General features: G+C 40.0%; 7 protein-coding genes. 1 reads left to right on the plus strand and 6 read right to left on the minus strand.

The features are described 5' to 3' along the window. Positions 1 to 18: 18 nt before the first annotated feature. Positions 19 to 1,395 carry a rhodanese-like domain-containing protein gene (locus L4F92_RS03900; protein WP_250364279.1) on the plus strand — a complete coding sequence of 459 codons (1,377 nt, stop codon included), beginning with the start codon at positions 19 to 21 and terminating at the stop codon, positions 1,393 to 1,395. A gap of 243 nt (positions 1,396 to 1,638) precedes the next feature. Here the strand turns inward: L4F92_RS03900 and L4F92_RS03905 are convergent, their stop codons facing one another. The 6 genes from L4F92_RS03905 to proA all read right to left on the minus strand — a co-directional run bounded on the left by L4F92_RS03905 (position 1,639) and on the right by proA (position 12,822). Continuing rightward, positions 1,639 to 4,833 carry a type I restriction endonuclease subunit R gene (locus L4F92_RS03905; RefSeq protein WP_250364280.1) on the minus strand — a complete coding sequence of 1,065 codons (3,195 nt, stop codon included), beginning with the start codon at positions 4,831 to 4,833 and terminating at the stop codon, positions 1,639 to 1,641. 985 nt (positions 4,834 to 5,818) lie between these two features. Continuing rightward, positions 5,819 to 6,766, minus strand: a complete 948-nt coding sequence (locus L4F92_RS03910) for a zinc ribbon domain-containing protein (protein WP_250364281.1) — start codon at positions 6,764 to 6,766, stop codon at positions 5,819 to 5,821. Next, positions 6,763 to 8,064, minus strand: a complete 1,302-nt coding sequence (locus L4F92_RS03915; protein ID WP_250364282.1) for a restriction endonuclease subunit S — start codon at positions 8,062 to 8,064, stop codon at positions 6,763 to 6,765. The genes L4F92_RS03910 and L4F92_RS03915 overlap by 4 nt, the downstream gene beginning before the upstream one ends. A 2-nt stretch (positions 8,065 to 8,066) precedes the next feature. After that, entirely contained in the window at positions 8,067 to 9,689 is a 1,623-nt protein-coding gene (locus L4F92_RS03920; RefSeq protein ID WP_250364544.1) for a class I SAM-dependent DNA methyltransferase, read from the minus strand. 350 nt (positions 9,690 to 10,039) lie between these two features. Continuing rightward, the gene (gene lysC / locus L4F92_RS03925) at positions 10,040 to 11,398 is read right to left on the minus strand and encodes a lysine-sensitive aspartokinase 3 (protein ID WP_250364283.1); all 1,359 of its coding nucleotides are present in this window, start codon (positions 11,396 to 11,398) and stop codon (positions 10,040 to 10,042) included. A gap of 170 nt (positions 11,399 to 11,568) precedes the next feature. Next, positions 11,569 to 12,822 carry a glutamate-5-semialdehyde dehydrogenase gene (gene proA / locus L4F92_RS03930; RefSeq protein WP_250364284.1) on the minus strand — a complete coding sequence of 418 codons (1,254 nt, stop codon included), beginning with the start codon at positions 12,820 to 12,822 and terminating at the stop codon, positions 11,569 to 11,571. Positions 12,823 to 12,828: the final 6 nt, after the last annotated feature.

Below are 12,828 nucleotides of genomic sequence, written 5' to 3' on the forward strand. Positions count from 1 at the left end.
CAATAAAAAGGAAATCTTATGAAAATGAAACCAATCTTATTGGCGGTCGCTGTGAGCTTGGCATTATCTGCTTGTGATGATCGTGATATCAAAGTGATCGAAACATCAGCATTACTCAATCAACTTGATAATCCAAATTTTGTGATTATCGATACAAGGCAAGATAGTTTATATAACGGATTTAAAGATAAAAATGCCATACGAGGTGGCCATATTAAAGGGGCAGTGCAATTTCGCTGTGAATGGATTGAAAATATTCAACCCGAAAAATTTGTCTCTTTTGCCACAGGAAAAGGCATAACCAAAGAGAAAAAACTAGTATTTTATGATAGTGACCCAGAGAGTTTAGATTGTATTACCGCAGAATTTGCAGCTAAAGGTTATGATGTCTATCGCTTTAATGATTTTATCAATTATGCCAATGCAAATTATCCCCTTGAATCTTTTGAAAACTTTAAATATAGCGTTTCCCCACAATGGGTGAATGCTGCAATTAACGAAGAAAAGCCAGAAACCTTAGAGAATGAAAAGGTGATGCTTTTTGAAGTCTCTTGGGGAAGTTTAGAAAATGCTAAATCTTATACCCAACATATTTCAGGTGCTTATCATTTTAATACCGATTGGGTGGAAAATGATCCTGTCTGGAATTTATCCGCACCTGATATAATCGAGAAGAATTTACTGAAAAATGGCATAACAAAAGATAAAACAGTGATTCTATATTCTGATAACCAGCTCGCTGCTTACCGCATTTTTTGGGCATTAAAATGGGCAGGTGTGGAAGATGTACGTGTGCTAAACGGCAATCTCGAAACGTGGATGGATGCAGGTTTTTCCACAGAAACCAAAGTCAATATCCCTCAACCAGAACGCCAATTTGGCACAAAAATCCCAGCTAACCCACAAATTGATATAGCTATGCCACAGGAAGTTATCAATGCACAAAAACAGGGATTAAAGCTAATTAGTAACCGTGCTTGGGACGAATACACCGGCAAGATTAGCGGTTATGATTACATTCCCGGAAAAGGGGAACCAGAGGGAGCAATTTGGGGCTTTGCTGGCACAGATTCTTCTAACCTAGCAGATTATTACGATCCCGATAATACTTTACGCAACCCAAATGAAATCTTTACATTATGGAAAACCCAAGGTATTCACAAAGGAGATAAATTAGCCTTTTATTGTGGAACAGGTTGGCGGGCAGGCGTATCTTGGTTTATCACCCAATTAGCAGGCTGGCCAAATACGATGATTTATGATGGTGGCTGGAATGCGTGGCAAATGGATAGTCAATACCCAATACAAAAGGGTGCATCTCATCAACAAAATAAACCTGATAGCAAAAATGATTTTGGTAAAGTGATGAAAAAAGGCAATTCTTGCAAGAGCTAGGAGAAATCAAACATCAGAGGCGAATTAATATTCGCCTCTGTTAATTAGGGAGAGATTTTTGTGATTATTTAAGTTTAAAAGAAGATAACAAGCTGAAAAGAGTAAAAAAGCAATCGAAGAAGAGCGCAAAATGATCGTAGTGCTCGTCTTTTCATGCTATCTGTCTGTACACACTACATTGAGCTATATTAGCTTATACCAAACTGGAACATTCCATTTATTTTATCCATTCAGTTTCTTACTCTAAACCTTTGAATGAATAACCAATTCCTCCGCCACCGCTTCTGCTTGTTTAAGGACAAATTCAATGGCTTCAGTGGCAAGATCGGGCGGATATTTATATTTTAATAATGTGCGTCTAATTAATACACGCATTTTAGCGCGAACGGCCTCTTTTTGCTGCCAATCTATCGTAACGGAACGGCGTAGTTGATCGGTGATTTCTTTAGCAAGAAGAATCAAGGCGGAATCTTCCATTTTTTCCACCGCACTTTGGTTACGAATCAACGCATCGTAAAAAGCAAGTTCAGTATGAGTTAGCCCTAATTTCTCCCCCTTAGCGAGTTGATATTCAATTTCTTTAGCAAGCTCAACTAATTCACGGATGATTTCCATGACAGTCAAATTATGATTGTTATATTGGTTCATCATCTCTTTGAGTTTTTCCTCAAAGGTTTTTTGCATAGCAATATTGTTACTTGCCTTATTGCGAATTTCGCTTTTTAAATAGCCTTCCATTGCACAAGCCCATAGGGTAGGTGTGTTGCTATGTTTTACCATTCCAATAAAATCTTCAGAAAGAATTGAAAGATCAGGGCGTTCTTCCCCCATCAACTCAAATAAATCAACCACGCCATCAGAATGAACAGCTTGATTAAGTAAACTGATTAATTTAATTTGCTTTTCCTTTGTGGAACTTGTGTGATTGCCTTGATTTTCTGCTTTCATAATGGTGGCACGTACGGCATCAAAAAAGGCGAGCTGTTGGCGATAAGGCTGAATATTTGGCATTGAACTACAAAGCATAAAGCCTTTTTTGGCTAAACGCACCGCTTGCAAAAAGGCTTTTTTACGTGGTGTATCGGTATGGTGAGAAAAATCTTGGGAAAATTCCACCGCACTTTGTGAATGATTTTTTTGATAATCTAAGGCTAAAATATGGTTTGCACCAAAGCGAATGGCATTGAGTAACGCAGTCGGATCATCTAATGTCAATACCTTAGCTAAATCAAAAGGGTTACCATTAACAGGTGTTGCAAATTGCCCACGAATAATATCAATATATTCAAGCATTTTTTGAAAGACTTGTTCAATATCGGTTTTAACCTGATCTTTACCCCCCGCATTTGTATATTGCTTGGTTGCTTGTTTTAATTCTTCGGCTAAACCCACATAATCCACAATTAAACCGCCATTATCACGGCTTTTATTGCGGAATACACGATTCACCCTCGCAATCGCCTGCATTAAATTATGCCCTTGCATTGGTTTATCAATATACATCGTATTACATACTGGGGCATCAAACCCCGTTAGCCACATATCTCGCACAATGACTATTTTTAGTGGATCATCAGGATCTTTAAAACGTTTTTCTAAGGTTTTACGATCTTGCGAAGTATAAATATGCTTTTGCATTGTTTCGGGATCGCTGGCATTACCCGTCATCATAATTTTAATCGCCCCTTGATTGATATCATCGCTATGCCAATGAGGGCGTAATTTAATTATCTCATCATATAGTTTTACGCAAATTTTACGGCTCATTACCACTGCCATGGCTTTACCTTCTTCGAGTTCAGTCCGCCTCTCAAAATGCCGCACCAAATCTTCAGCTAATTTTGCGATTCTTTCATCTGTTCCCATTAACTGTTCACGCAAACGGAAAGAATCGCTTTCTTCGTCATCATCAAGTAAACGTTGCGCTTCTTGCACAGCGTGTCGAAAGGCTTGACTTTCTTGTAATGGAATTTGTCGTGCTTCATAAATAATCGGTACCGTGGCACCATCTTGCACAGCATCTTGAATATCATAAATAGAAATATATCTACCGAACACTTCTTGCGTATCACGGTCTTCTAAGCTCACAGGCGTACCAGTAAAGCCGATAAAACTCGCATTGGGCAATGCCGTACGCAAATATTTTGCATAGCCCTCACGATAAGCTCCCTGTTGATTAATTTTCTGACTAAATCCATACTGCGAACGATGGGCCTCATCGCTAATCACAATAATATTATGGCGTTCATTTAATACAGGGTGTTGCAGCTCACCTTCACGTAAAGCAAATTTTTGAATCGTGGTAAAAATAATGCCGCCACTTTCTCGTTTGGCTAATTCTGCCCGCAATGCTTCTCGATCATCTGCTTGAATGGGCGTTTGTCGTGTTATTTCCTGATCTTGGCTAAAGGTAGCAAAAAGCTGTCCATCTAAATCATTACGATCTGTTACCACCACAATAGTTGGGTTTTTTAATTCAGGCTGAGTAATCAGCTTACCCGCATAAAACAACATTGAAAGCGATTTCCCAGAACCTTGCGTATGCCATACCACACCTATTTTACGACTATCACTTAACTGCGCAGCAATGGTGGCTTCGACAGCCGCATTCACCCCATAAAATTGATGATAAGCGGCAATTTTTTTCACCGTTGTTCCTTTATTATCCGCCTCAAACACAACGAAAGATTGCAGATAATCAAGCAATACCTGAGGCGAAAACAGCCCTTGTAATAAGCCTGAAAGCTCATTTTCAAAGTTTATACGCAGGCTGCCTTGGCTTTCATCCACCACACGCCAAGGCATAAAACGCTGAAAATCCGCCGTGAGCGATCCTACGCGCGCGATTGTACCGTCTGAAATCACCATTAATTGATTAAACACAAAGAGATCCGGCATTTCTCGTTTATAGGTTTGCAGTTGGTTAAATGCTTTATCCAAATCCGCACTCACATCAAGGGGATTTTTAAGCTCAAAGATAACCAATGGTAAGCCATTAATAAAACAGAGAATATCAGGGATACGCTTGCCTTTATCCCCTTCAATTTCCAATTGATTAACCACATAAAAGAGATTATTTTCAGGACATTTAAAATCGACCAATAACGCCACATCGTGCTTTTCTTGCCCATCTTCCTGATAATGTACTTTTATCCCTTGCTTTAACTGATGGTAAAACTGCTTGTTGCGTTCTTCTACTGAGAGAATATTAGGCTGTGTAATTTGCTGTACAACACCTTGCAAGACAGATTGAGGCAAGTGAGGATTAATCTGGCGTAAACTTTGTAATAAGTGAGGTATTATTACCACTTCCGTTAGACTTTCTCGCCAAGGGCAAGCCTGTTCAGCCAATACCTCCTTGCCATAGACATATTGCCAACCAAAAGATTTCAACTGTTCAATGGCAAGGTTTTCAATGGTGGATTCGTTGATGTGCATTGGAGATCCTTTGTTTTATAACTGTTATTTAAGGGACGAACCGATGTGTTCGTCCGTTTTTATATTTTCCCCGTTTATTGTATGGGGAATGTTGTTTCGGTCGGACACATCTGTCCACCCCTACGGGGTAATATGTGAAAAAATCTGTGATTTTTTTACCGCACTTTTATAGTTAGTCTTTTGGGGGAAACTTTCCCTTATTTTTGTTTCTATTTATATTTAAAAATATCGTTCTGTATCTTTGTAGGGATGAACCTATGTGTTCGTCCGTTTTTATATTTTCCCCGTTTATTGTATGGGGAATGTTGTTTCGGGCGGACACATAGGTCCGCCCCTACGGGGTAATATGTGGTGAAAAAATCTGTGATTTTTTTTACCACACTTTTATAGTGAGTTTTTTGGGAAACTTTCCCTTATTTTTGTTTCTATTTGTTATTTAAAAATATCGTTTTGTATCTTTGTAGGGACGAACCGATGTGTTCGTCCGTTTTTATATTTTCCCCGTTTATTGTATGGGGAATTTAGTTTCGGGCGGACACATTGGTCCGCCCCTACGGGTAATATATGGTGAAAAAATCTGTGATTTTTTTACCGCACTTTTATAGTTAGTCTTTTGGGGGAAACTTTCCCTTATTTTTGTTTCTATTTTTTATTTAAAAATATCGTTTTGTATCCTTGTAGGGACGAACCGATGTGTTCGTCCGTTTTTATATTTTCCCGTTTATTGTATGGGGAATGTTGTTTCGGGAGGACACATCGGTCCGCCCCTACGGGGTAATATATGGTGAAAAAATCTGTAATTTTTTTACCGCACTTTTATAGTTAGTCTTTTTGGGGGAAACTTTCCCTTATTTTTGTTTCTATTTGTTATTTAAAAATATCGTTCTGTATCTTTGTAGGGATGAACCTATGTGTTCGTCCGTTTTTATATTTTCCCCGTTTATTGTATGGGGAATATTGTTTCGGGAGGACAGATTGGTTTTCCCTAATACCTATCTATTTTATATTGACAGTCTGAGCATATTTCATCCAGTTCATCTGTTTCGTTTTCGCAGAAAGAGCAATCATGATTAGCTTCATGTCCACAGTTTATACAAATACCTTCTTCATATAGATAGGTTTCTAAACCACATTCAGGGCAGTAAGTAAAAGGAGGTTCACCACCATCTTTTATCATGAAGTGCATTTCTTCTATTGGAATAAAATTGTCTACAATTTGCAGAACAACATCTTCATAGGAAGATTCTTTTTTACAAGATTGGCATTTATAGCTTACCATATTAGCTTCACCACCTAATGATGAAGGAAGGATACATTCTGAACCACATTGAGGGCAACTGGCTTTATCTACTAAAATATTAGCTACCTTATCATCAAAAAATAATAGGGTTTTTAAAGATTTTTTACAGGTTTCTTCATGTTGAATATACACTTTAACCTCTTCCATTAAGAACTCCCAATAATGATCACCAATTAATTGTTGAGGGTTTTCTTTTAGATGTTTTATAACAAAATCTCTTATAATTGGAAAAAGTTTAGATATTACTTGGCGAATTGAATCTTGATTTGCTTCTTCAAAATAATGTTCGATATTGTTTCTTATTTTATTTGCATCATCAAAACCTTCCCAGTCTACTGAGATACTTAAATTTTTAAATCTTTCCTTGATAGCATGAACTGTAACTGTGTTATTACTATCACCTTTCCAAGTTATTTCTCCATCATTATTCATGATTGGTACAATACGAGCTTTAATTAATACTTCATTACTTCCTTCAGGGCTTAATAAGACAAGCTTGTGCTTAAATAACAAAAGCACACCAGCATATAAGTTTCTTACTGATGAATAAATCCTATTGGGATTATCAGAGCTTTGTTTAAAGTCTTCAATACCCAGCTGAATTGATGCAATTGCATTTTTTAAGAGCTTCATAACTCAATCTCTCCATTTAAAAGTTTTGGTAGTAAGGTGTCTCTTGCCATAGATAACAATAAATTTTCATTTAGATTGCTAATCAATTTTTTAAATATTGGTTCTAACAATGTATTGAAGTACAGCATCACTTCATCATTTGGCTTTAATGATGGAGTATCTTCAATGATTTGTTTACTTATATTTTGTTGGGCACTTCCTACCGCTCTATTAGCAAAATACAGCTCTTTAGTTTTTAAATTTAAATAATTAAAATATTGAAAATTATCTATAGGAACTAAAGAGCATACTGCTTGATTTGTTGTTGTTTCAAATGCACAAAATGAACATTTTCCAGCTGTTGGGGAAGCGTAAATCGCTACCAGAGTAGAGTTTATAGGAACTATTTTGGCTGCTGATTGAGATAGCCCCTCTTTTGTAATAAATTCCTTTGATTGAATCAGAATATTATTATTACAAACTTCTCCTGAAGATAACCAAGGTATAGTGCCATTATTCCAGTAACTATCTATTTTCCGCTTTGGTGTTCCTCCGTTATATAATTTTTTACAACAATCTTTTATAGTAAATCCATCCCACCCCTCTGGCACTAAGCCCAATTCGCTGTTGGTAAAGGCACTGGGGAAGGCTTGGGCGGTTTGCCGTAAGGTTTGATACGCATCGGGATCGCTTTGGGCTAAGGCGGTGATGGCATCTAGGGTTTTGCCGCTTAGGGAAGCCATGGCGGCAAGCTCGGCATCTTCGGCACTGCCGCCTGCTGCCAAGACTTCCGCCTTGGCGTGTACGGGGGCAAAATCAATAAACCAATGTTTAAAAATCGCTTGAGCAATCGCTTCTAGGGTTTGATTGGTTTGGGTGTTCAGGGCGATTTTGTTATCAAAGATAGATAAATATTCACCAATTTTTTCGCGATCACTTTGTAATTTTGGTATTCTAATTCTCACTGAATGAGCATTATCTCTATTTAATCCTGGTACTGCACTATCGGAATTCATTTCATGTAAACCCAGTGTTTGTAGCAAAAAATAGGTAAATTTTAATTCTAGTATGCTTTCTTTAATCACATAGAAAGAAGTATCAATAGCCCAAAATGGAGTTAAAGATAAATGAATAGCTCCAAGGCTTCCTTTCCGCCCAATGATAACTCCGTGTGATTGCACGCTAGGTGTTTTGTGATAACCAACAATTCCATTTGAGCCATATACAGGGTAGTTTCCTTTTACTCGCTTAGTTTGTGGTAGTGCTTTACCATAAGAAAAAGGGCAATATTCCCCAATAGTTGTTTCAATCCATTCCATTATTAGTACCCTACAATACCTAAACTCTTCTTAATCGCTTCTTCTAGCTCTCGTCCTTGGGCAAACTGTTCCGCCAGTTTTGTCGTCAGTTCTGCCATTTTTTCTTCAAAGGGGATGCCGTCATCTTCCTCTTCAGGTGTGCCGACATAACGCCCGGGGGTGAGAATGAAATCATTATTGGCGATTTCTTCAAGGCTTGCGGTATAGCAGAAGCCTTCTTGGTTCTCATAGTCGCTGCCCTTTTGCCATGCGTGGTAGGTTTCGGCAATGCGGGCGATGTCGGCGGCGGTAAAATCACGCAAGGTGCGGTCTTTCATATAGCCCACTTGCCGTGCATCAATAAACAGTACTTCGCCTTTACGGGCTTTGGCTTTGTTGAAAAACCAAATACAAGCGGGAATCTGAACATTGGTAAAAAGCTGGCTAGGCAGGGCAACCATCGCTTCCACTAAATCCGCTTCAATTAAGCGTCGGCGGATTTCGCCCTCGCCCCCTGCTTGGCTGCTCATTGAGCCGTTTGCCAGCACAATGCCCATTCGCCCTTGTGGCACAAGGTGGTAGAGCATATGCTGAATCCACGCAAAGTTGGCGTTGCCTTTTGGTGGCACGCCGTATGCCCAGCGTGGATCGCCTTGTAGGGATTCGTCCCACCAGTCTTTTACGTTAAATGGCGGATTAGCCATTACAAAATCCATTTTCATATCAATATGTTGTGGATTAGTGAAGCTGTCGCCGCGTCTACCAAAGTTAAATTCAATGCCGCGGATTGCCATATTCATTGCAGCTAGCTTCCAAGTGGTGGGGTTGTATTCTTGTCCGTAGATAGAGACTTGGTTGATATTGCCTTGGTGCGCCGCGATAAATTTTTCTGTTTGCACAAAGAAACCACCCGATCCCATTGCTGGGTCATAAATACGCCCGTGGTAAGGTTCAAGCATTTCAACAATCAGGCTGACGATGGATTTGGGGGTGAAATATTCCCCACCTTTTTGTCCTTCTTTCGCGGCAAATTCACCAAGGAAATATTCATATACGTGGCCAAGAATATCTTTTGCCGCCATTGAAATCGGTGCGCCGTTATAAGTAGGTTGGCTGAAATCGGTATCAGAAAAGGTGTTAAGCAAGCCGATCAGCGTTTTATCATTGATGTCGTAACCTGAAATACGTTGGATAATCCCCTTAAGTTTTGGATTTTCATTTTCAATGGCAGAAAATGCGTTATCAATAAGATTTGCCACGCCACGGAATGAGCCACCCCAAGGTAATTGGCTACCTTGATTGAGCGTTGCGATGTTGCGAATGGTTTCCCAACGAGCTTGTTGTGGTACCCAGAAGATATTTTCTGCGGTGTAGTTGTCTTGTAGCTCCATTTCACTGTTGAGGAGGTTTTGATATTCTTCAGCAGAATAACCATTTGGATTAAGATAAAGGGAGTCTTGTGGATCTTGTAGCTTGGTGTGAAGTTTTTTGCGAAATGTGGTGAAGCTATCAGAAACGTATTTTAAGAAAATTAAGCCTAGAACGATATGTTTATAATCAGAGGCGGAAAGTTGGCTACGCAGTTTATCTGCTGCTTGCCATAGACGGGCATCTAAATCATTTAAAAAGGCTTGCTGTTGTGCCAGGCTGGCACTACAATCTTGCTGTGCTGTGCTGTGCTGTGCTGTGCTGTGCTGTGCTGTGCTGTGCTGTGCTGTGCTGTGCTATTATTCATAAAACGTGAGTTCTCCTACTAATAGTGATTTTTGTAGCATTATATCATTCCACTTTTGAATGAAAAGGTGAATTTCCTTTAATCCTTTTTAGCCTATAAATGCCCACTTGAGTGTTGTTTTCGCTTTGGCATTAAGATGATAATCATTCGCTTTAATTGAGCTGTTGCACGAAAAGTGCGGTGCAATAAATGCGACTTTTTTATGTAAATATAGAGGGAAATAAAAACCGCCGCGAGGTGAATCGCGGCGGTGATGAGGGGTTATTCAAATAGATTTTGATGTAATGCTCTTACCACATCATCTGCTTGTTCGCTTTGTACTAGCATACAGATATTATTTGTGCTTGCACCGTAGCTTATCATTCTTACATTATAGGCTTCTAAGGTATCAAAAATTTGTTTTGCGATACCACTGGTAATATGTAAGTTATTACCGACTAATGCCACTAAAGAAAGCCCCGTATCCACTTTCACACTTGACACTTCTCGGAGTTCAGCCAGTAATTCAGGGGAAAGCATTTCCGCACCTGATGAGGCAGAGCCGGTTTTGTCTAAGGTGAGGGCGACACTCACTTCTGATGTGGTGATGGTATCCACGGAAATTTTGTGTTTAGCGAGGATATTAAAAATATTCGCAAGGAAGCCTTGGGCGTGTAGCATACTGAGGCTTGAGAGGGTAACCAGTGTTTGATCACGGCGTAATGCAATGGCACGGAATGTTGGGCGTGGTTGTGGATCTTTGGTTACCCAAGTACCACCATCTTGTGGGGCTTTGCTTGAGCCAACAAACACAGGAATGTTACTACGCACCGCTGGAAGTAGGGTAGCTGGGTGTAACACTTTCGCACCGAACGTTGCCATTTCTGCGGCTTCAGCAAAGCTCATCGTGTCAATGCGTTTTGCATTCGGTACAATGCGTGGATCGGTGGTGTAGATCCCCGCGACATCGGTCCAAATTAAGACATCTTTCGCATTTAAGACTTCAGCTAAGAGAGCCGCTGAATAATCACTACCGCCACGTCCTAAGGTGGTGGTTTTGCCTTGTGGATCACGTCCGATGAAGCCTTGTGTAATGATCATTGTGTCATTATCTTGCGCTAATAAAGGTTTTAATAATGTGTCGCTATTTTTTTGTGTTTGCGCATCATCGGGCGCTGCCTTACCAAAGTGGCTGTTTGTGGCAACGATGGTACGCACATCAACCCAAGTGGCTTTCGCGCCAAGCTCTTTTAATACTTGAACAAAGAGTAGGGTGGACATCATTTCACCTTGGCAGATTAGTTCGTCTGTTAATGCTGGGGAAGTGGCAACACTGGCGGCATCGGCTAAGGTTTCGATATGGCTTAAAATCTCTTCGATTTTTGCCCGCACTTGGCTGTCGTCTTGCAGTTCAGCAAGGATATTTTCTTCAATTTGACGCACTTCTGCGATTAATTTTTTACGCTCTTCGGCTTCTTTACCATTAGCAAGCGCCACCAGTAAATTAGTGATCCCTGCTGAGGCTGAAAGGACAACCACGCGCGTATTCGGATCGGCGATGACAATGTTCGCACAGGCACTCATTGCGCTATGATTTGCAACACTGGTGCCACCAAATTTTGCTACCGATAGATGAGACATAATTCATTCCTTCTGATAAAAATAAAAGATGTTGTATTTAAAGCCTTAGAAATAACGATTTCACCAAACATTGTCAAATAATATTTTATGAAATCCAATAAAAAACGCCATTTCTAAAATGACGTTTCGATATTTTAAGATTTTATCCCTGATAATCAAATAATTTTCAATTAAGGGCGAGAAAGGTAATCGCCAACGCCCACCCATTTATAGGAAGTAAGGGCTTCTAATCCCATTGGTCCACGAGAATGTAATTTTTGCGTACTCACCGCGACTTCTGCACCAAGACCAAATTGTCCACCATCGGTAAAACGTGTGCTTGCATTGACATAAACCGCCGCACTATCGACTTGATTGATAAATTGTTGTGCTAAACGCTGTGAGCTGGTTAAGATCGCATCGGAATGTTGCGTACCATATTGATTAATAAAGGCGATAGCTTCATCAATATCTTTTACAATCACTACGTTAAGATCAGGCGATCCCCATTCTTGTTGTAACGCTTCGGTGTTTAATGGCTCAACCTCTGCCCCGGCTTTGCTTAATAAGGAAAGTGCGGTGCTATTTGCGTGAAATTTTATTTTCGCTTGGTTAAATTCAGCCAGCATCGGTAAAAATTGTTCGGCGATGCTCTCTTGTACTAAAAGTGTTTCCAGTGTGTTGCAGGTGCTTGGGCGTTGTGTTTTTGCATTATTAATCACGGCTAAGGCACGTTGTAAATCGGCACTTTCTTCCACAAACGTATGGCACACGCCAACACCGCCAATAATCACTGGAATGGTGGCGTTTTCTTTACAGAGTTGATGTAGCGTTGCACCACCTCTTGGAATAAGCATATCTACATAGCGATCTAATTTCATTAATTGCATTACAAGTTCACGGTTAGGATCGCGAATGGCTTGTACTGCATACTGCGGTAAATTAGCTTGTAATAGGGCTTGCTGTATCACTTCCACTAAGATGTTGTTAGAATGTTGGGTTTCTTTTCCACCGCGTAGAATCACGGCGTTACCTGTTTTTAAGCAAAGGCTTGCCACATCAATGGTAACATTCGGGCGAGCTTCATAGATGGTGGCAACAACACCAAGTGGGACACGAACACGTTCAATTTTTAACCCACTTTCTAGCGTACCACCATCAATAATTTTGCCAACAGGATCGGGCAGAGAAATAATATGGCGAACATCTTGTGCAATAGCGTGCAAGCGTTCTGGGGTGAGCAATAGGCGGTCGATTAATGCGTCAGATAAGCCATTTTGTTTGGCAATTTGAATGTCTTTAGCATTTTCAGCCAGAATGCGATCGGCTTGCTGTTCTAACTGATCCGCAATGCACTGTAAGGCGTGATTTTTTTCTTTTTCGCTACATTGTGCCAGTACAAAAGCCGCTTGTTTGGCTTGTTTTCCCATTTGTTCTAAATTCATTGTATT

This window comes from Avibacterium sp. 21-595, assembly GCF_023611905.1.
In the GTDB taxonomy this organism is placed as follows: domain Bacteria; phylum Pseudomonadota; class Gammaproteobacteria; order Enterobacterales; family Pasteurellaceae; genus Avibacterium.

What these genes read in the sequence shown, in the direction of transcription:
- L4F92_RS03900 (WP_250364279.1), top strand. Translation starts at nt 19, where the DNA reads ATGAAAATGAAACCAATCTTATTGGCGGTCGCTGTGAGCTTGGCATTA.
- L4F92_RS03905 (WP_250364280.1), bottom strand. Translation starts at nt 4,833, where the DNA reads ATGCACATCAACGAATCCACCATTGAAAACCTTGCCATTGAACAGTTG.
- L4F92_RS03910 (WP_250364281.1), bottom strand. Translation starts at nt 6,766, where the DNA reads ATGAAGCTCTTAAAAAATGCAATTGCATCAATTCAGCTGGGTATTGAA.
- L4F92_RS03915 (WP_250364282.1), bottom strand. Translation starts at nt 8,064, where the DNA reads ATGGAATGGATTGAAACAACTATTGGGGAATATTGCCCTTTTTCTTAT.
- lysC (WP_250364283.1), bottom strand. Translation starts at nt 11,398, where the DNA reads ATGTCTCATCTATCGGTAGCAAAATTTGGTGGCACCAGTGTTGCAAAT.
- proA (WP_250364284.1), bottom strand. Translation starts at nt 12,822, where the DNA reads ATGAATTTAGAACAAATGGGAAAACAAGCCAAACAAGCGGCTTTTGTA.